General features: G+C 68.6%; 18 protein-coding genes. 9 read left to right on the forward strand and 9 right to left on the reverse strand.

Features of this window, described 5'->3' with window-relative positions:
- Nucleotides 1-28: 28 nt before the first annotated feature.
- Nucleotides 29-703, forward strand: coding sequence for a hypothetical protein (locus ACQPYY_RS18735; RefSeq protein ID WP_433590356.1), 675 nt, complete (start codon nucleotides 29-31; stop codon nucleotides 701-703).
- A gap of 179 nt (nucleotides 704-882) precedes the next feature.
- Here the strand turns inward: ACQPYY_RS18735 and ACQPYY_RS18740 are convergent, their stop codons facing one another.
- A complete protein-coding gene (locus ACQPYY_RS18740) occupies nucleotides 883-1254 on the reverse strand; it encodes a Zn-ribbon domain-containing OB-fold protein (protein WP_433590357.1) in 372 nt (123 codons plus the stop codon).
- Nucleotides 1255-1776: 522 nt separating this feature from the next.
- Between ACQPYY_RS18740 and ACQPYY_RS18745 the strand changes: the two genes are divergently transcribed.
- Nucleotides 1777-2199 (forward strand): CBS domain-containing protein, encoded by a 423-nt coding sequence (locus ACQPYY_RS18745; RefSeq protein WP_433590358.1) that lies wholly within the window; start codon nucleotides 1777-1779, stop codon nucleotides 2197-2199.
- Between the two features lie 400 nt (nucleotides 2200-2599).
- Here the strand turns inward: ACQPYY_RS18745 and ACQPYY_RS18750 are convergent, their stop codons facing one another.
- Together ACQPYY_RS18750 and ACQPYY_RS18755 are read right to left on the reverse strand one after the other, a co-directional pair.
- Nucleotides 2600-2794: a hypothetical protein gene (locus tag ACQPYY_RS18750; protein ID WP_379100068.1), complete on the reverse strand. Its 195-nt coding sequence runs from the start codon at nucleotides 2792-2794 to the stop codon at nucleotides 2600-2602.
- Between the two features lie 327 nt (nucleotides 2795-3121).
- Nucleotides 3122-4570, reverse strand: coding sequence for an SDR family oxidoreductase (locus ACQPYY_RS18755; RefSeq protein ID WP_433590359.1), 1449 nt, complete (start codon nucleotides 4568-4570; stop codon nucleotides 3122-3124).
- A gap of 50 nt (nucleotides 4571-4620) precedes the next feature.
- Here ACQPYY_RS18755 and ACQPYY_RS18760 point away from each other — a divergent pair, with 50 nt between their 5' ends.
- Nucleotides 4621-5481, forward strand: coding sequence for a MerR family transcriptional regulator (locus ACQPYY_RS18760; protein ID WP_433590360.1), 861 nt, complete (start codon nucleotides 4621-4623; stop codon nucleotides 5479-5481).
- Here the strand turns inward: ACQPYY_RS18760 and ACQPYY_RS18765 are convergent.
- The 5 genes from ACQPYY_RS18765 to ACQPYY_RS18785 are packed head-to-tail and all read right to left on the reverse strand — an operon-like array spanning nucleotide 5459 to nucleotide 10281.
- The gene (locus tag ACQPYY_RS18765) at nucleotides 5459-6337 is read right to left on the reverse strand and encodes a MerR family transcriptional regulator (protein WP_433590361.1); all 879 of its coding nucleotides are present in this window, start codon (nucleotides 6335-6337) and stop codon (nucleotides 5459-5461) included. The two genes, ACQPYY_RS18760 and ACQPYY_RS18765, sit on opposite strands and share 23 nt — an antisense overlap.
- Nucleotides 6334-7641, reverse strand: coding sequence for a class I SAM-dependent methyltransferase (locus tag ACQPYY_RS18770; protein WP_433590362.1), 1308 nt, complete (start codon nucleotides 7639-7641; stop codon nucleotides 6334-6336). The genes ACQPYY_RS18765 and ACQPYY_RS18770 overlap by 4 nt, the downstream gene beginning before the upstream one ends.
- Nucleotides 7638-8363, reverse strand: a complete 726-nt coding sequence (locus ACQPYY_RS18775; protein WP_433590363.1) for a DUF1365 domain-containing protein — start codon at nucleotides 8361-8363, stop codon at nucleotides 7638-7640. Before ACQPYY_RS18775 ends, ACQPYY_RS18770 begins: the two co-directional genes overlap by 4 nt.
- Nucleotides 8360-9703, reverse strand: a complete 1344-nt coding sequence (locus tag ACQPYY_RS18780; RefSeq protein ID WP_433590364.1) for an NAD(P)/FAD-dependent oxidoreductase — start codon at nucleotides 9701-9703, stop codon at nucleotides 8360-8362. The genes ACQPYY_RS18775 and ACQPYY_RS18780 overlap by 4 nt, the downstream gene beginning before the upstream one ends.
- Nucleotides 9691-10281, reverse strand: coding sequence for a lipocalin family protein (locus ACQPYY_RS18785; protein WP_433590365.1), 591 nt, complete (start codon nucleotides 10279-10281; stop codon nucleotides 9691-9693). Before ACQPYY_RS18785 ends, ACQPYY_RS18780 begins: the two co-directional genes overlap by 13 nt.
- 144 nt (nucleotides 10282-10425) lie before the next feature.
- Between ACQPYY_RS18785 and ACQPYY_RS18790 the strand changes: the two genes are divergently transcribed.
- The gene (locus tag ACQPYY_RS18790; RefSeq protein WP_433590366.1) at nucleotides 10426-11379 is read left to right on the forward strand and encodes an SDR family NAD(P)-dependent oxidoreductase; all 954 of its coding nucleotides are present in this window, start codon (nucleotides 10426-10428) and stop codon (nucleotides 11377-11379) included.
- A 243-nt stretch (nucleotides 11380-11622) separates the two neighbouring features.
- Here the strand turns inward: ACQPYY_RS18790 and ACQPYY_RS18795 are convergent, their stop codons facing one another.
- Nucleotides 11623-12642, reverse strand: a complete 1020-nt coding sequence (locus ACQPYY_RS18795; protein WP_433590367.1) for an alcohol dehydrogenase catalytic domain-containing protein — start codon at nucleotides 12640-12642, stop codon at nucleotides 11623-11625.
- A 262-nt stretch (nucleotides 12643-12904) separates the two neighbouring features.
- On the opposite strand from ACQPYY_RS18795, the gene ACQPYY_RS18800 reads away from it, so the two are divergent.
- The 5 genes from ACQPYY_RS18800 to ACQPYY_RS18820 all read left to right on the forward strand — a co-directional run bounded on the left by ACQPYY_RS18800 (nucleotide 12905) and on the right by ACQPYY_RS18820 (nucleotide 18175).
- Nucleotides 12905-14014 (forward strand): HoxN/HupN/NixA family nickel/cobalt transporter, encoded by a 1110-nt coding sequence (locus ACQPYY_RS18800; RefSeq protein WP_433594677.1) that lies wholly within the window; start codon nucleotides 12905-12907, stop codon nucleotides 14012-14014.
- Between the two features lie 35 nt (nucleotides 14015-14049).
- Nucleotides 14050-14424 (forward strand): hydrogenase maturation nickel metallochaperone HypA, encoded by a 375-nt coding sequence (gene hypA / locus ACQPYY_RS18805; protein ID WP_357276018.1) that lies wholly within the window; start codon nucleotides 14050-14052, stop codon nucleotides 14422-14424.
- Nucleotides 14382-15224, forward strand: coding sequence for a hydrogenase nickel incorporation protein HypB (hypB, locus tag ACQPYY_RS18810; protein WP_433590368.1), 843 nt, complete (start codon nucleotides 14382-14384; stop codon nucleotides 15222-15224). The genes hypA and hypB overlap by 43 nt, the downstream gene beginning before the upstream one ends.
- 88 nt (nucleotides 15225-15312) lie before the next feature.
- Nucleotides 15313-16368, forward strand: a complete 1056-nt coding sequence (locus ACQPYY_RS18815; RefSeq protein ID WP_379100109.1) for a hydrogenase expression protein HypE — start codon at nucleotides 15313-15315, stop codon at nucleotides 16366-16368.
- Between the two features lie 10 nt (nucleotides 16369-16378).
- On the forward strand, nucleotides 16379-18175 hold the full coding sequence (locus ACQPYY_RS18820) for a nickel-dependent hydrogenase large subunit (protein WP_433590369.1): 1797 nt from the start codon (nucleotides 16379-16381) through the stop codon (nucleotides 18173-18175).
- Nucleotides 18176-18177 lie beyond the last annotated feature (2 nt).

Genomic DNA, 18177 nt, shown 5'->3' on the forward strand with positions numbered 1-18177 from the left:
GGTGAACCCCATTGAGGAAGGCACCATCATGGCCAACCAGCACACTGCCAAGTACCGCGCGGTCACTGCGGCAACGATGGCAGCTCTCGCATTGTCCGCAGGCGTTCTTCCTGTCTGCGATGCTGTGCCCCTCGCGTCGGCACAGGTGTTGCACACCGCTCCCGCAACGGAAGCGCAGACCCAGCTCTACGCCGGCATGCGGTCGTTGTGGAATCAGCACATGGACGGGACCTGGGCGGTCGTTGTCGCGTTCGCCAACGATCCGGTCGCATTGGCGCCCAGTCTGGCCGGGCTGCTGAGCAACCAGGTCGACATCGGGAACGCGTTCGCGCCGTACTACGGCAGGCAGGTCGCCTCGCAACTCACCGGCTTGTTGACGATCCATATCCTCGACGCCGTGCCGGTCCTCACCGCCGCCAGGATCAACAGCCAACCGGCCCTCGACGCCGCGGTCGCGAACTGGCAATCCAACGCGCGAGACATCGCGGACTTCCTGGCCGGGATCAATCCCAGCTGGCCGCAGCAGGACATGCGGGACGCGATGCGCATGCATATCGACCAGACGGTCACCTACTCGGGCGCCGTGATCGGCGGCGACAACAGTGCCGCGACCGCCGAATTCGGCGAGGCCAAGGCCCACATGATCGATGTCGCCGATATTCTCAGCCAGGGCATCATCACCCAATTCCCCGATAAGTTCTGATTCCCGCGCCGGACGCCGGATCCTCGCCGAAGATTTCGAAGGTTGCCCCGGGTCGACCACTCCCCCACAGAATCGGAAAGATCTCCGCTGACCCCCGCACCCGCAGCGGCGCCGGCGGGGTCACTAATGCGCCTGGCATCAAGGAGATCGAATTCGTCACACCGCACGTTCCGGGGGTGTCACACCATGAAGACGGGAAACCTGTCGTCTCGGGGCCTCGGCTGAAACTGCACACGCACCGGCCCCTCGGCGGGCGGCACCTCACCCTCCAGGGAGGCATAGACCCACGGCCCCTCGTCGAGCTCCACGATCGCAACCGTCAACGGCATCAACTCACCACGCGCACCGGCGCGATCCACCACCCGCCACGACACGACCTGCCCGACACCGGACGACGGCACGAACTCCAGGTCGTCGGACGAACACGAGGAACATCCGGCGGTCATCGGCGCGAACAACTTGTCACAGGTCACGCATCTGCGGATCATCAAGATCTCTTCCGCGACCATGCCGACGTCATGAGAGCTGTGCTGAAGGGTGGGTGCAGACATCGGTTCCTCCGCTCGAGGGTTGCCAACGGGACACCTCTCAGCCTCGTCGCCGGTGAGCACGACCACGACGGTCGAACTACCCCCGATATACCTATTTCTCGTACGCCTGCCGGAACAAGCAGTCCTTGCTCCAGCAAAATCCCCACGCAGTACTGGTTCGCCATTCATCCGACCATGGCTGATTCAACGGCAATAGTGGCCGATCCGAACCCGCCTGGCGCCGCAGCTCCCAACCCGCATCATCGATGCCCTCCCATCCCGCCCGTAGACGCGGGCGGGAGGAACTCCCGGGATCTCACCAGCCGGCCTGGGGGGACTTCATCGATCTCCTCCAGAAGCTACATCCGAATCCGATAACCCTCGGATTCCATTTCCCGCGCCCAAGGCCGGATCCTTGCCGAAGATGCCGAACAGTCACAGCTTCGTGATGCTCCGGAATCTCGCACCCCTGGCGATATGCGCGGAGAATTGGGTCGCTTCATCCCATTGATCAGCACCGGCTGGATATGAGGAGGTAGCTCTATGACCACGGCACGCGACATCATGAGACCCGGCGCCCAGTGGATATCCCAGGATCAGACCGTCGCCGACGCGGCCCAGGTGATGGCCGAGCTCGACGTCGGATCGGTTGTTGTCGCCGATGACAACGAACGAATGGTCGGCATCATCACCGACCGCGACATCGCGGTGAAATGCGTTGCCCGGGGATTGTCCCCCGAGACCACCCGAGCCAGCGAGCTGTGCGAGGCCACACCACGCTGGGTGGCCGATGACGCCGACATCTCCGAGGTGCTCGGGTCGATGGAGAGCCACCGAGTGAAGCGGATGCCGGTGATCGACGGGCGCAAGCGCATGGTCGGCATGATCAGCGAAGCCGATCTGGCCAGGCACCTCGACGAACGCACGCTCGGGGAATTCGTCACCGCCATCTACGGCAGAGCGTGAGCGCCACCGCCAGGCACGGGCTCTGGAGGAGGTGTGACCTGAGACCGGCCATCTGCGCCGGAAGCCGGCAGAGTGCCCGATCACCGAGTTGTGGTTGCCCTCGGCAACCTAGACAGCCGTCCATTGTTGATGGAATTCGTTGGGCGACTTGGCAGTTGGGCGCATGACGGTGTGTCACCACGATGCGGGCGGAAATGGATCCGGTCGAATCGGGCGGGCCGTCGGCCGCCGACGGACCGGTGACCATGTTCGCTCTCACCGACCGAATGCGGGGCCCGGGCGCTACGGATCAGTCAGCGCCCGGGCCCGGCCCGGATGAGGTCTTCGGCGCGGCTCGCCGGAAACCGAGGCTGCGATGGTCACGCTCGTGTCCGGGCCGCGCATCAGCGGCCCAGGTGTGTCACGTGCCGACGGGCGGCTCGTCGGCGTGATGCATGATCGCGTTCCACCACGATTCGAGCCGGCTCGGATCCGGCCAGCGCACCACCGGCGCATCGTCGTCGGAACCGCGGGTGATGGTGGGCGGTGTCCTGTGCCAGCGTCCGGCCCGCCGAGCGGGGCCGTCACCGTGTGATTCGCGTGGAGCTGCTGTCATGGCGTACCTCCGAATCCGTGCCCGACGCCGGTCTCACCGGGCGGGCTGGATTCTCAACTCGCGGCGGCGGTGTACGCCGAGGTCGACCACGCGCGAGGAATGCCACGAGGGCCCGAAAGGCAATTGCCGAGGGGTCTGCGCCACCGCGGAGGGGGCCGACCTGCCCCAGGGTAGGCGTTCAAGGTCAATGGCAGGCTACGGTCGGCCCAATTCCCCCCGAACTGTCGCCGCTTCGCCGCCTCGCGCACGGCCTGAACGGGGACGTGCGGGGCACCCTGCGAACAGATGGCCCGCCCGGAGGCACCCTCGAAGCACCCGGCCTGTTGCTCACGGTGCTCGCTGTGCCGCGCCGGTGATATTGCGAACCATGCCGCCGAAGATCAGGGCGTGGAACGGGGCGATGGCATGCCAGTAGAGGTGCCCGGCCAGGCCGTGGGGTTCGAACAGGGCGCGCTGACGGTAGTGCGCTCCGCCTCCGGAGGCCGGGGAGACCGACAGTTCCAGCCAGGCGCGGCCCGGGACCCGCATCTCCGCGCGGAGCAGGATCCGGCGGCCACGTTCGAGGCGTTCGACCCGCCACCAATCCAGGGCGTCGCCTTCGCGCAGCCGGTGCGGATGGCGGCGGCCCCGGCGCAGCCCGGCGCCGCCCATCAGGCGGTCGATCCAGCCGCGCAGCGCCCAGGCGGGCGGAAAGGAGTACCAGCCGTTGGCGCCGCCGATCGCCTCGAGCACCGACCACACCGCTTCCGGGTCGGCCGCCGTATCCTGTTCTCGCACATCGCAATACATCGATCCGCCGGACCATTCCGGGTCGGTGGGCAACGGATTGGCCGGGGCGTGCGGCGGATTCGCGTCCGACCAGCGGGTGGGCACGTCCAGCGCCCGGACCCGCTGCAAGGCCAGGGTCACCGCGCGGCGATACGGCGTCGGCCCGCCGGGCGGGTCGGCGATGACCGTGGCGATCCGGTGATCGGCGCAGATCACGTCGTTGACCAGGGATTCCATCAGCGGTACGGCGATCGCCCGCGGCACCGGCGTCACCAGATTCACCCACTGCGCCGACAGCCACGGCGTGAGCACGGGAACCGGCACGATCAAGCGGCGGGGCAGCTCGGCGACGGCCGCGTAGCCGCGCATCATCCCGAGGTAGGTGAGCACGTCGGGACCGCCGATGTCGAACGCGTCGTTCACGTCGCCCGCCAGACCGGCGGCGGCGACGAGGTAGTAGAGCACGTCGCGCACGGCGATGGGCTGGATGCGGTTGCGCACCCACCGCGGGGTCACCATGACCGGCAGGCGTTCGGTGAGATAGCGCAGCATCTCGAAACTCGCGGAGCCGGAACCGATGATGACGGCGGCCCGCAGCACCACCGCGGGCGTCGCCGCCCGCACCAGGATCTCGCCGACCTCGGCGCGCGACGCCAGATGGCGTGACAGCTCCTGATCGGCGGGCGTGATGCCGCCCAGGTACACGATCCGCCGCAGTCCCGCACCGTCCGCCGCCGCGGCGACCGTGTGCGCCGCTTCCCGATCGACATGCTCGAAATCGGTGCGCGCCAAGGAATGCACCAGGTAGTAGAGAACGTCCTGCCCGGCCAGCGCGCTGCGCACGTCGTCGGGGCGAGTGACGTCGCCGCGCACCACGTCCACCCGATCCCGCCAGGGCACGTCGTCGAGTTTGCCGACGTCGCGGGCCAGGACGCGCACACTGTGCCCGGCCGCCAGCAGTTCCGGCACCAGGCGGCCACCGATATAGCCGGTGGCCCCGAACACCACACACCGCACCGTAATCACCCCTTCCGATCATGAACAGGCACAATCAAGGCATGTCGCACCGCCCGATATCCGCCCCCGAACAGACCGGTTTCTCGGTCCGCGCGGCGGCCGAACGGCTCGGCATCCCGACCGCGACCCTGCGCAGCTGGAATCGCCGCTACGGTATCGGCCCCGAACAGGATCGCCCGGGCCGACACCGGCTCTACACCGAAGGCGATATCGCGCTGCTGACGCGGATGGTCGAGCTGATCCGCGCCGGTTCCACGCCGGCCGGCGCGGCCGCGGCCGCCCGGGGTTCGGCCCTGTCGTTCGGTGATGCGGCGGCGCTGGTGTCGGCGGCGTTCGATCTCGATACCGACGTGGTCTGCGATCTGGTCGAGAAGCATGTGCGCATGTACGGGGTGATCGACACCTGGGATGGCTTGTGCCGCCCCGCCTTCGCGAACATCGTCGGCCGCCAGCTCGGGGGCGAGGGCTGCGTGGACGTGGAACATCTGCTGTCCTGGGGCATCGTCGCGGCCCTGCACCGGACCGTGCCGCCGGCCACCGCCCGTCTGTCCGCGCCGCTGATCCTCGCCTGCACCGGCGGTGAAACCCATTCTCTGCCATTGGAAGTGCTGCGCGCGGCGCTCGCGGAACGAGAGGTGGGGGCGCGAATGCTCGGGCCGGATGTCCCGACCGCGGCCCTGGCCGACACGCTGGCCCGCGTCCCGGTTCCGGCCGCGGTCGTGCTGTGGTCGCAGCAGGAGGCGACGGCCCTCACCTCCGCGATCCGCGCCTGTGCCGACGCCCAGGCGACGGTCTATGTCGGCGGTCCCGGCTGGGACACCCTCATCCTGCCCGAATCCGCCCGGCGGCTCGCCGACCTCACCGAAGCGGTCGAACTGCTCAGCGCGTCCGCGGCGCGGTAAGCGCATCGAGCGCCTCCTCCAACGAGCGCAGTCGCGAGACGTCGGCCTCGCCGCCGGTGTGTTCCCAGCCCGGCCCGGCGACGAACACCGACCCGGCCGCGGCGGTGGCCACCCGCAGCGATTCGAGCGACGCGGTGCCCGGCGATTGCGACCACAGCACGACAGCGGCCGGGCGGCGCCGCCGGGACAGAGCGCGCTCGAGTGCCTCCGCCGGAACCGACGCACCGAGCAGCAGCGCCGCGGTGCCACCCTCGGCCAAGGCCGCGCGCAGGACTTCGAGCGGCAGCACATGCTGCTCTCCGGCGGTGCAGGCCAACACGATTCGCGGCTCCCCCGCCGCGTCCGCCACCGCCGGAACCGCACGATGCAGGCTCGTCGTGGACGCCCAGGACAGCAGGTGCTCGACCTCGATATAGCCCTCGCCGCGGCGCTGGCGATCGACGATCTCGGCGAAGGCGGGGCGGCACAACAGATTCCAGGTGTCGACCACCCCGTGATGGGCCACGTGCGCCGACAGCAGCGTCAGCAACCGGGCGACATCCATGCTCTCCGCCGCGGCCAGCACCGGTCCGACATCGCCACGGTGCGGGCCCGGTTCGGCGACGGCCCGCGCGGCCCGCGCGGCACTGCCGGGACTGGCGCCGGCCCGCACCAACTCGACCATGCGGGTGACCATCGCCAGGTCCGTCCCGGTGTAGTACCGGTGCTTTCCGGGCCGATGCCGCTGCGGGCCGATCCCGTAACGCCGATTCCAGCTGCGCAGGGTCGCCACCGGCACACCCAGCCGCCGCGCGACCGCACCCACGGTGAACTCGGCCACCGCCCCTGGCTGCGTCCCGCCCGGTCCGGAATTCACGTCCGCACCGCGGCGAGATCGGCGGCACCGCGGTCCCGCTCGCACAGCACGAGGTGCACGACATCGAGATAGTCCGAGCGGAATCCGGCCTCGGAGTAGGCCAGGTACAACCGCCACATCCGCTGGAAGACCTCGTCGAATCCCAGGTCGGCGACGTGGTCGGCGGCGGCGGTGAATCGTTCCAGCCACAGGCGCAGCGTGTGCTCGTAATGGTGGCCGAGGCTGCGGCGATGCGTGATCCCCAGGCCGGTGTGCGCCGAAAGAAGCTGAGCGAGCAGGGTTTCCGAGGGCAGGAACCCGCCCGGGAAGATGTACTCCTGGATCCAGGTGTGCGTTCGCCGCGCGGCCCGCAGGCGGTCGTGCGGCATGGTGATGACCTGCAGAGCGATGCGCCCGCCGGGTGCGAGCACCCGTTCGAGGGTGGCCAGGTAGCCGGGCAGGTAGTCGTATCCGACCGCCTCGATCATCTCCACCGAGACGACGGCGTCGTAGCGCCCGTCGACGTGACGGTAGTCGAGCAGCTCGATCGATACCCGGTCGGTCAGCCCGGCGGCGGCGACTCGCTGCCGGGCGTGACGCTGTTGCTGGGAGGACAGGGTGAGCGACCGGACCGTCGCGCCCCTGCGGGCCGCCCGCAGCGCCAATTCGCCCCAGCCGGTGCCGATCTCGAGCACCGTGCTGCCCGGCCCGACCCCGGCGTCGTCCAGCAGCCGATCGATCTTGCGATGCTGCGCCGCGGCGAGATCGTCCCAGGTCGGCGCTGGTTCCAGGCGTTCGAACAGCGCCGCCGAATAGGTCAGGGTCTCGTCGAGGAAGGCCGCGAAGAAGTCGTTGGACAGGTCGTAATGGTGCGCCGCGTTGCGGCGGGCACCCGAGGCGGTCGCCTTGGTGGCCCGCGGGTGTCGCGGGAGCAGCAGCGGCCGGAACACGTGCAGTGGCCTGGGCACCACGGCGCGGATGTCGGCGGCCAGCACCGTGAGCACCGCGGGCAGATCCGGGGCGCTCCACTCGCCGGCCATGTACGCCTCGCCGAATCCGATGAGACCCGAGACCGCGATCCGGCGGGCGAAGGCGTCCGGATCGTGGAGCACCAGCCGGGGCGCACCGGGATCGTCTAGCGCGCCGCCCCACCATGCGCCGCCGGGCAGTTCGATCCGCAGCGGAAGGCGTTGCGCCGCACGCTCGAACAGGGCCAAGACGACCGGGCGACCGAGTGCGGACCGCGTGCCGATCGGCACCGGCGGCGGTGCGATGCGGTGCGCACCGGAGACGACGGGCGGCCGCGCGAACGAGCGTCGGCTCATGTCAGGACCTCCCGGGAGGCGGCGGACGGGCGCGGCGTGATGGGCAGGCCCCGGCGCCACAGCCGCAGCCCTTGCCAGCGGATGAGGGCGGTCACCCGCAACGTTTCGACCGGATGCGCTGTCAGGACCCGGGCCACGGTGCGCCGGTTCGCGGGCAGCACCTGCCCGCTGACGCTCCCGGCGAATACGGCGCGGCCGTCGGTTCCCTCCAGCGTGATCGCCACCCGGAGCCGATCCGTGGGTTCCGGAGCCCGCAGCCGGTACCGCCCGGCGGAGGGAGTGAACGGGGACACGGAGAACTCCTTGGCGACAATCGCTTCCGGCTGCGCGGGCGCCAGGTAGCGGTGCCGCTCGCCGTAGGTGTTGTGGACCTCGGCGATCACCCAGCGCAGTGTGCCGTTCGCGTCGTGGCACCAGTAGACGGTGAGGGGATTGAAGACGTATCCGAGCACCCGGGCGTTGGCGAGCATGAGGACGCGTCCGTCGCCCAGTTCGATCCCCGCTGCGCCCAGGTAGTCGATCACGTTGGCGCGCAGGGTGGCAGCGGGGTCGCCGAGGTGGTCGCGGGCTCGGAAGCTCGCGAGGCAGCGCCACGGCCACGGCAGTGCGGGCAGTTCGTCCAGGTCGACCAGCCAGCTGTAACTGCGATAGGTGAAGGCGTGTCGCACCGGCGCCAGCCGCGTGTGGTGAATGACGGTGCGCACCAGCCTCGCTCGGGTCATGACGACTCCCGGATGGTGACTGCCGGGGTCGACGGGCTCCTCTGCCACCGGCCGCCGATCCGTTCGGCGGCGCGCACGCCCGAGAGCGCGCCGTCCTCGTGGAATCCCCAGCCGTGGTAGGCCCCGGCGAACGCCACGGTGTGGTCCCCGATTTCGGCGAGCCGGCGGCGCGCGGTCATGGATTCGGGTGTGTACCGGGGGTGTTCGTAGTCCATGGTCGCGAGGACGGTTTCGGGCGCCACCCGGCCGTCGTCGCCGAGGGTGACCAGGAACCGCCGATCGCCCGGACCATCGGGCAGGCGTTGCAACCGGGTCAGGTCGTAGCTGACCTGGACCCGCTCCGGGGTGGCCGTGCAGTGCGGCAGCCGATAGTTCCACGAGGCGCGCGCACCGGACCGCCGGGGCAGCACCGAATCATCGGTGTGCAGCAGCACTCGATTGGCCGTATAGGGCAGGCCGCCGAGGATGTGCGACTCGGCGATGGTCGGCGAATCCAGCAGGCGCAGTGCCTGTTCCGGGTGGGTGGCGATGACCGCGGCGTCGAAGAACTCCACCTCGTCGGCATCGTCGCGCACGCCGACGGTGTGCGCGCCACGGTGCACCGAGCGGACCGGAACCCCCGCGCGCACCTGGTGCAGGCGGGCGGCCACGGCCCGCACGTAGCTCGCCGAGCCGCCGGTGACGGTGCGCCAGGTGGGCGATCCGAACACGGTGAGCATGCCGTGATGATCGAGGAACGTGAACAGATAGCGGGCCGGGTAGCGCAGGGCCAGCCGTGGCGGACACGACCAGACCGCCGCCACCAGCGGCACCATGAAGTGCGCTGTGAAGTAGGGCGTGAAGGCGCAGTCGGTGAGGAACTCGCCCAGGGTGCGCGGTTCGTCGGCGCCGGTGGCCAATTCGGCCCGCGCCAGCCGGTGGAAGCGGGTGATCTCACCGAGCATGCGCAGATAGGGCGGGCGCAGCAGGACCGAGGGTTCCGGGATCAGTCCGCGTGGCCCCTTCGCTCCGGCGTACTCCAGGCCGCAGCCGTCGCAGCGCACCGACATCGACATGTCGGATTCCTGTGTGCGCACGCCCAGTTCATCGAACAACCGCAGCACCGTCGGGTAGGTGCGGTCGTTGTGCACGATGAACCCCGAGTCCACGCCGAGGCGATCGCCGGAGCCGTCCGCGCGCACAGGCACCCGATGAGTGTGGGCGTGGCCGCCGAGCCGCGAATCCGCCTCGTACAGCACCACTTCACAGTCGCGGGCCAGGACCCAGGCGGCGGTGAGGCCGGACACTCCGCTGCCGATCACCGCGACGCGGCGGCGGGCCGCCCCGGTCAGCGCGCGCACAACGGCTCGATTCCGTCGAAGCCGCCGGTCACCGGTGAGGTCAGGAACAGGCAGGGATCCATGCCCGCCGCGTCGATGCCGGCGCGGATGTCGCTCCACTGCCCGGCGTCGGGCGCGGGCATGCGGGAGAGCACGAAACCGGCTGTGCGGCCGGGGTTCACGACGACCGACCAGCGGTAGTCGGGATCCAGCGCGGTGACGATGTAGTTGGTCGCCGGATCGGACTCGCCCCGGAAGCTCACCCCCAGTTGCGCATTGGTGGCCGGATCGGTGACGCGCGCGGTGCCGGTGATCTCGTCGCGGGTGCCGAGCCAGGTGGTGCAGGAGTTCCGCACGGTCAGCCCGTCCGGTGTGGGGGTGTACTCGGCCCGGGTGTCGCGTGCGCAGGCGAGATTGAACGGCTGCGGGATCGCCGCGAGCTGCAGCCAGGTTCCGGTGTACCGGGACACCTCCAGCGTCGGCACGGGCGGCGGAGGTGCGGCGGCCGCCCGGGCGGCGAGCGGCCAGCAGGCGGGCAGGACCGCGGCCGCGGCCGCGGCGCGCAGCCATCGGCGGCCGCGCAATGGACTGGTGTGCATGGTTCCTCCGCCGGTTGGGCGTGCGCCGGTCGGTTGTTCCCGGCTCCTGACTGTCGATGCTAGCATTCAATCGATGCAAAAACGATGCATCGGTTCACTCTATGCCCGGCATCGAGCGACACGAGCGAAAGGCGAGACGACGGCATGAGCGCACAGCACGTCCTCGACGACTTCCTGGACCGCACGGTCGTCCTCGGTTACGGCCGCCTCGGTCACCGGCTCCGGCGCGGGTCATGGCCGCCGATCGCCACCGATGCGCTGCGCGGCCGCACCGCCCTGGTCACCGGCGCGAACTCCGGGATCGGCAAGGCCATCGCGACCGGCCTGGCGGAACTCGGCGCGGTGCTCACCCTGGTCGTGCGCGACCGCGAGCGCGGCGTCGCCGCGGCAGCGGAGATCACCGCGGCCGTGCCCGGCGCGGCGGTCAGCGTCACGTGCTGCGATGTCTCCGACCTGGCCGCCGTCCGCAACTTCACCGCCGACCTGGCCCGCCAGGTCGATCGCGTCGACGTGCTGGTTCACAACGCCGGAGTGCTGCCGCCGCGGCGAACCGAGAACCCCCAGGGCCACGAACTCTGCCTGACGACCCACGTGCTCGGCCCCCTGCTGATGACCGAGGCGCTCACACCACTACTGGCCCGCTCGGCGGCGGCGCGGGTGATCCTGATGTCCTCCGGCGGCATGTACACCCAGGCGCTGCACCCCGGCGACATCGAGTACCGGGCAACCCCCTATCGCGGCGCGACGGCCTACGCGCGCTCGAAGCGCATCCAGGTGGCCCTCACCCCGATACTCGCCGATCGGTATGCGCCGCAGGGTATTTCCGTGCACTGCATGCACCCGGGCTGGGTGGACACCCCCGGCATCTCGGTGGCACTGCCCCGCTTCCGCCGGCTGGCCGGACCACTCCTGCGCACACCCGAGCAAGGCGCGGACACCGCGGTCTGGCTGGCGGCCACCGACGTCCCGTCGGGGCGGTTCTGGCACGATCGCCGCGCCCGGGCGGAGCACTACCGGGCGCGGACCCGCACGTCGGCCGCCGACCGGGAACGAGTGTGGCAGTACTGCGCCGCCGCGGCGGGCCTGCCCCCCAGGTGACTCAACCCCATCAATCGATGCATAAACAGTGCACACCGTGCGGCACCGACCCCCGCAGCGGCAAAGTCCTCACCGAGGCTCGCCCAGCGTCATGGCCGCGACCGCCCCGCGATGAACATGGCTCGCTACGGCAGGTGCAAAGGATCAGCGATGGGCTGATCCCACTACCCTGCAAGAGAATTCACACAGCCGCCGACCCGCCACGACCGTCCGACCAGTCCGCGCCTCGACTCCGGGCTGCGGTCAGAGTCCTGTTGTCAGCACCACGCGGAACCGGGCTTTCCCACTGAGAGCGTGGCGATATGCGGCGGGCGCGTCGTCGAGCGGCCGCTCCTCGATCATGGCCCGGATGCCGGTGACGGCGGCGAAGTCGAAGGTGCGCTCGATGTCGCGGGCGGTGCCGGACGGGTGCCCGCGCACTGCGCGGGACTGAAAGATCAACTGGAAGGGGCTGACCGGGATCGGCGTCGGAACCGCACCGATGACGATCAGTTCACCGTCCGTGGACAGGCCGTCGATCGTGGCGGCCATCGCCTCGGCGTTCGCGGCGGTGGCTTGAACGACGCGGGCGCCGCCGAGACGACGGAGTTCGGCGGCGACATCCTGGGCTGTGGAGTCGATGTAGTGCCGGGCCCCGAGTTTCGTAGCGAGCGGTTCCTTGTCCTCCCCCCGTGCGATCGCGACGGTGTCGAAGCCCATCTTCGCGGCGAACTGGACACCGAGGTGCCCGAGCCCGCCGATGCCGAGGATCGCGACCAGATCGCCGGGGCGGGCCTGGCTCCGGCGCAGCGAGTTGTAGGTGGTCACTCCCGCACAGGCCATCGGTCCGGCATCGACCGCGGTGAACTCGTCGGGGATGCGGGCGATCGCGCTGGCCGGCACGACCACCGCTTCCGCATAACCCCCCGGATACTGCCAGCCCGGCACCTGGAGGTTCTCGCAATGTATGAAGTCCCCGTCACGACAGTGGTCGCAGTACAGGCACGCACCGCCGAACCAGCCGACGGCCACCCGGTCGCCGGGACGCCAGCGCGGTACGCCCTCGCCGACCGCGTCGATACGACCCGCGATCTCATGGCCGGGCGTCAGCGGGAACGTCACACCCGGCAACGCGTTGGTGACGAACGCGTTGTCGGAGTGGCAGATACCGCAGGCTTCGACGGTGACCCGCACCTGTCCCGGCCCCGGATCGGGTATGTCGCGAGTGGTCAGGAACAGCTCGCCGTCCGGATGGTCCACCTGGACGGATCGGATGCTGGGCATCAGAAGAACTCCCTCCGGCTGTGATCGGGCCTGAAACGCAGTCCTGTCCGTCACGGTCCTCCACCGGACCGCCGGGGCACCTTCGAGGGTAGTGCTCCAGCCCTTCCTGCACATGGACATCCGATGGCCAGGGACCGTGCCCGGGGCCCGACCAGGGTTCATGGGCTCCGGTGGCCGAGCGCCGAGTGGTCTTGCCGCGCGAGGTCGGCGGAGTCTACGGTCGAGGAACCCGGGTCGCAGGGAGTCAGCCGTGGCGTCGACAGTGCAGCGACGTGGTCCGATCGGATTTCTGACCGATCGGTTCACCATCACCAGGCAGGAATGGCTCCGCCTGGCCGGGATCGTCGCGGTGGTCGTCGGGTTGCATGTGATCGGCTGGGGAACGCTGATCGGGATCGTGGCCCCACAGCATTTCAGCGTCGGCGACCGGACGCTCGGGTTCGGGGTCGGGCTCACCGCCTACGTGCTGGGGCTGCGGCATGCCTTCGACGCCGACCATATCGCCGCCATCGACAACACCACCCGGAAGCTCATGCACGACGGGCAGCGGCCGCTGTCGGTCGGGCTGTACTTCTCGCTCGGGCATTCCACCGTGGTGTTCGGTCTGGCGCTGTTGCTGTCGGTGGGCGTGAAAGCGGTGGCTGGGCCGGTGTCCGACGACTCCTCGGCGCTGCACCACTACTCCGGCGTGATCGGCGCCGTGGTGGTGGGCGGCTTCCTCTATCTCATCGCGATCATCAATCTCGTTGTGCTGACCGGGGTTCTGCGGTCGGTGCGCGGGTTGCGCTCGGGCCGCTTCGACGAGGCGGAGCTGGAGGACCGGCTCGCCGGGCGTGGATTCGTGACCCGGCTGCTGGGCCCGGTGATGAAGTCGATCTCCCGGCCGTGGCAGCTGTTCCCGATCGGCCTGCTGTTCGGCCTGGGCTTCGACACCGCCACCGAGGTCGCGCTGCTGGTGCTGGCCGGGACCAGCGCGGCGGCCGGGCTGCCCTGGTACGCCATTCTGTGCCTGCCGGTGCTGTTCGCGGCCGGCATGAGCCTGCTCGACACCATCGACGGCACCTTCATGAACTTCGCTTACGGTTGGGCCTTCGCGCAGCCGCTGCGCAAGGTCTACTACAACCTCACCGTGACGGCGTTGTCGGTGGCGGTCGCCCTGATCGTGGGCACGGTCGAACTGCTGAGTCTGCGTGGCGCGGGTTCCGACCCCGGTGGCATCGATTCGACGCTGCTCGGTTGCCTGGTCGTCGGTGTTTTCGTCGGCGTCTGGGTGATCGCGCTGGCCGGGTGGCGCTTCGGCCGCATCGAGCAGCGGTGGGCAGGTGCGCCCGGTGTGGAGACAACCGCCCGCGCACCCGAGGCCGGGGAGTAGCGTGGGTCTTCTCCGATCGTCGAATCGAGGCCCGTGTGCACGAGATGGCGATAACCTGCAGCCTGGTCGAGGCGGTGTGTGAACACGCGGCCGGTCGGCGGGTGCACAGTGTGACCGTCGAGGTCGGGGCGCTGTGCGCGGTGATCCCCGCCGCGATGGAGTTCTGTTTCGAGATCGCCGCGGAGGGAACCGTGGCCGAGGGCGCGCGGCTCGAGATCGCCGTGATTCCGGGCAGTGCGTCGTGTCGATCCTGCGGCGACCGATTCCAGGTCGCCGATCCGATCCTGTTGTGTCCCTGTGGCAGCGCCGACGTGGAAATCACCGCGGGGCGCGAGCTGCGTATCCGGTCCCTGGAGGTGAGCCGGGAATGTGCGCCACCTGCGGCTGCGGTGATGACGGATCAGCCGTGATCACCGTTGTCCCCCACCATCATTCACCCGAGCATGATCATCCGCACCGGCACGACGGCGACGCGGGCGACCATGTGCACGGGCACGGTCCCGGCGAGCACGTGCACCTCGCGCCGACCGAGACGATCACCCTCGAACAGAAGGTGCTCGCGAAGAACGACGCACTGGCCCACTCGGTCCGGCGCCGGCTGGCCGAGCAGGCCATCCTGGCGATCAACCTGACCAGCTCCCCCGGCTCGGGCAAGACGACCCTGCTCGAGCGCACGCTGCGCGACCTCGCCGACACCTCGATCGCGGTGATCGAGGGCGATCAGGAGACCATGCTCGACGGCGAGCGCATCCGCGCGACCGGGCGGCCGGTGGTCCAGGTCAATACCGGCGCCGGATGCCACCTGGACGCCGCCATGATGGACACCGCGCTCACGGCGCTGTCCCCCGACCCGGGCACATTGCTGTTCATCGAGAATGTCGGGAATCTGGTCTGCCCCGCCCTTTTCGACCTGGGCGAGCACGCGAAAGTCGTGGTCATCTCGGTGACCGAGGGCACCGACAAACCGTTGAAATATCCGCACATGTTCGCGGCCGCCTCACTGGTACTGATCAACAAAATGGACCTGCTGCCGTACGTGGATTTCGATGTGGAGCGGTGCCGCGAGTACGCGAATTCCATCAATCCCGGGATCGGCGTGCTGACGGTGTCGGCGACGACAGGAATGGGCCTGGCGAACTGGTACGAATGGCTGTTCGAACAGACGTCCGCCCTGCTCAGCGATCTTGAGGAAGGTCTGCGCCGAGAATAGACTGGCGTGATCAGGGTCACATTTCGACGGGATTCCGAGCTGTACCGGAACCACGCAGGTGGCCACCAGCTTCTGAAGGGCGGCATTCATGCCAACTGGCGAAGCAGTCAAAGCCGAAGAGACGCTGATCCATGTTCTGTGGATCAACGCAGGCCTCAGTTGTGACGGTGACTCGGTGGCGTTGACTGCCGCCACCCAACCCAGTGTCGAGGAGATCGCTCTCGGATCCCTTCCGGGACTGCCGAAGGTCGCCGTCCACTGGCCGCTGATCGATTACGAATGTGGCCCCACCGGGGGCGCCGATGACTTCCTGGAATGGTTCTTCAAGGCCGACCGCGGTGAACTCGAGCCGTTCGTGCTGGTCGTGGAGGGCTCCATTCCCAACGAGCAGCTGCACACCGAAGGCTATTGGTGCGGGTTCGGCAACAACCCCGACACCGGTCAACCGATGACCACCAGCGAATGGCTGGATCGCTTGGCGCCCAAGGCAACCGCGGTCGTGGCGGTGGGCACCTGCGCCACCTACGGCGGCATCCACGCCATGGCGGGCAATCCGACCGGCGCCATGGGCGTCCCGGACTATCTGGGCTGGGACTGGCAGAGCAAGGCGGGCATCCCGATCGTGTGTGTGCCGGGCTGTCCGATCCAACCGGACAATCTCTCCGAGACCCTGACGTATCTGCTGTACATGGCGACCGGCCAGGCGCCGATGATTCCGCTCGACGAAGCGCTGCGCCCGAAATGGCTTTTCGGCGCGACCGTGCACGAGGGTTGCGACCGGGCCGGCTATTACGAGCAGGGCGATTTCGCGCACGAATACGGTTCACCCAAGTGCATCGTCAAACTCGGCTGCTGGGGTCCGGTCGTGAAATGCAATGTGCCCAAGCGCGGTTGGCTCAACGGCGTGGGCGGGTGCCCGAATGTCGGCGGTATCTGCATCGGCTGCACCATGCCCGGATTCCCGGACAAGTTCATGCCGTTCATGGACGAACCACCGGGCGGAAAACTGTCCTCCGCCGCTTCCGGACTGTACGGGTCGGTGATCCGCAGTCTGCGCCACATCACGGCGCGCACCGTGGACAAGGAGCCGCATTGGCGGCATCGGGGCACCGAGCTCGAGACGGGTGCGCGACGCACCTGGTAGGAGAATTCCGATGACTCAGATCATTCCGGAACCCTCACATCGCCTCATCGAGCCCGATTCGCTCGTGGAAATGGCGTGGGATCCGATCACCCGCATCGTCGGCAGTCTGGGCATTTACACCAAAATCGATTTCGCGAATCGCGAAGTGGTCGAATGCCACAGCACGTCGTCGATCTTCCGCGGCTACTCCATCTTCATGCGCGGCAAGGATCCGCGTGACGCGCACTTCATCACCAGCCGCATCTGCGGCATCTGCGGGGACAATCACGCCACCTGCTCGTGCTACTGCCAGAACATGGCCTACGGCGTGAAGCCACCGAACCTCGGCGAATGGATCGTGAATCTGGGCGAGGCCGCCGAATACATGTTCGACCACAATATCTTCCAGGAGAATCTGGTCGGCGTGGACTTCTGCGAGAAGATGGTCTCCGAGACCAATCCCGGCGTGCTCGCGCTGGCGGAGAAGACCGCCGCGCCGCACTCCGACGCGCACGGCTATCGCACCATCGCCGACATCATGCGCGCGCTCAATCCCTTCAGCGGCGAGTTCTATCGGGAGGCGCTGCAGGTCAGCCGGTACACGCGAGAAATGTTCTGTCTCATGGAGGGACGTCATGTCCACCCGTCGACGCTGTATCCCGGCGGTGTGGGAACCGTGGCGACGATCCAGCTGATGACCGACTACATGACGCGGCTGATGCGGTACGTGGAGTTCATGAAGAAGGTCGTGCCCATGCACGACGACCTGTTCGACTTCTTCTACGAGGCCCTGCCCGGCTACGACAAGGTCGGTCTGCGGCGCACGCTGCTCGGCTGCTGGGGCTCCTTCCAGGACCCCGAGTTCTGCAACTTCTCCTACCGTGACATGGAGGACTGGGGTCGGCACATGTTCGTCTCACCGGGCGTGGTCGTGGACGGCAAGCTCCTCACCACCTCGCTGGTCGACATCAACCTCGGCCTCCGAATCCTGCTGGGCAGTTCGTATTACGAGGACTGGACCGATCAGGAGATGTTCGTGACCCAGGATCCGCTGGGCAATCCGGTGGACCGGCGGCACCCGTGGAACCAGCACACCAACCCTCAACCGCAGAAACGCGATCTGGAGGACAAGTACAGCTGGGTGATGTCGCCGCGCTGGTTCGACGGCACCGACCATCTGGCCCTCGATACCGGCGGCGGACCGCTGGCCCGGCTGTGGGCCACCGCGCTGGCCGGGCTGGTCGACATCGGCTATGTGAAGTCCACCGGCCACAGCGTGCAGATCAACCTGCCCAAGACCGCCCTGCGCGGGCCGGTCGAATTCGAGTGGAAGATACCGGCTTTCGGCTCGAACACCATCGAGCGGAACCGGGCTCGCACGTATTTCCAGGCCTACGCCGCTGCCTGCGCCCTGCATTTCGCGGAGCAGGCGCTCGTCGAGATCCGGGCGGGCCGGACCAAGACCTGGGAGGCGTTCGAGGCCCCCGACGAGGGCATCGGATGCGGATTCACCGAAGCGGTCCGCGGGGTGCTGTCGCATCACATGGTGATCCGCGACGGCAAGATCGCCAACTATCACCCGTACCCGCCGACGCCCTGGAACGCGAGCCCGCGCGACAGCTTCGGCACGCCGGGTCCCTACGAGGACGCGGTGCAGGGTCAGCCTATCTTCGAGGAGAACGACCGGGAGAACTTCAAGGGGATCGACATCATGCGCACCGTGCGCAGTTTCGATCCGTGCCTGCCGTGTGGTGTGCACATGTATCTGGGCGGTGGCAAGTCGCTGGACCTGCTGCACTCCCCCACCCAGACGCCCGTCATCCAGTGACG

Origin of the sequence: Nocardia sp. CA-145437 (assembly GCF_050956485.1) — a bacterium.
GTDB lineage: Bacteria > Actinomycetota > Actinomycetes > Mycobacteriales > Mycobacteriaceae > Nocardia.

Coding starts and splice junctions, on each gene's coding strand:
- ACQPYY_RS18740 (WP_433590357.1), bottom strand. CDS start 1,254: ATGTCTGCACCCACCCTTCAGCACAGCTCTCATGACGTCGGCATGGTC.
- ACQPYY_RS18775 (WP_433590363.1), bottom strand. CDS start 8,363: ATGACCCGAGCGAGGCTGGTGCGCACCGTCATTCACCACACGCGGCTG.
- hypB (WP_433590368.1), top strand. CDS start 14,382: ATGTGCGCCACCTGCGGCTGCGGTGATGACGGATCAGCCGTGATCACC.
- ACQPYY_RS18815 (WP_379100109.1), top strand. CDS start 15,313: ATGCCAACTGGCGAAGCAGTCAAAGCCGAAGAGACGCTGATCCATGTT.
- ACQPYY_RS18790 (WP_433590366.1), top strand. CDS start 10,426: ATGAGCGCACAGCACGTCCTCGACGACTTCCTGGACCGCACGGTCGTC.
- ACQPYY_RS18750 (WP_379100068.1), bottom strand. CDS start 2,794: ATGACAGCAGCTCCACGCGAATCACACGGTGACGGCCCCGCTCGGCGG.
- ACQPYY_RS18735 (WP_433590356.1), top strand. CDS start 29: ATGGCCAACCAGCACACTGCCAAGTACCGCGCGGTCACTGCGGCAACG.
- ACQPYY_RS18785 (WP_433590365.1), bottom strand. CDS start 10,281: ATGCACACCAGTCCATTGCGCGGCCGCCGATGGCTGCGCGCCGCGGCC.
- ACQPYY_RS18760 (WP_433590360.1), top strand. CDS start 4,621: ATGTCGCACCGCCCGATATCCGCCCCCGAACAGACCGGTTTCTCGGTC.
- ACQPYY_RS18745 (WP_433590358.1), top strand. CDS start 1,777: ATGACCACGGCACGCGACATCATGAGACCCGGCGCCCAGTGGATATCC.
- ACQPYY_RS18770 (WP_433590362.1), bottom strand. CDS start 7,641: ATGAGCCGACGCTCGTTCGCGCGGCCGCCCGTCGTCTCCGGTGCGCAC.
- ACQPYY_RS18820 (WP_433590369.1), top strand. CDS start 16,379: ATGACTCAGATCATTCCGGAACCCTCACATCGCCTCATCGAGCCCGAT.
- ACQPYY_RS18795 (WP_433590367.1), bottom strand. CDS start 12,642: ATGCCCAGCATCCGATCCGTCCAGGTGGACCATCCGGACGGCGAGCTG.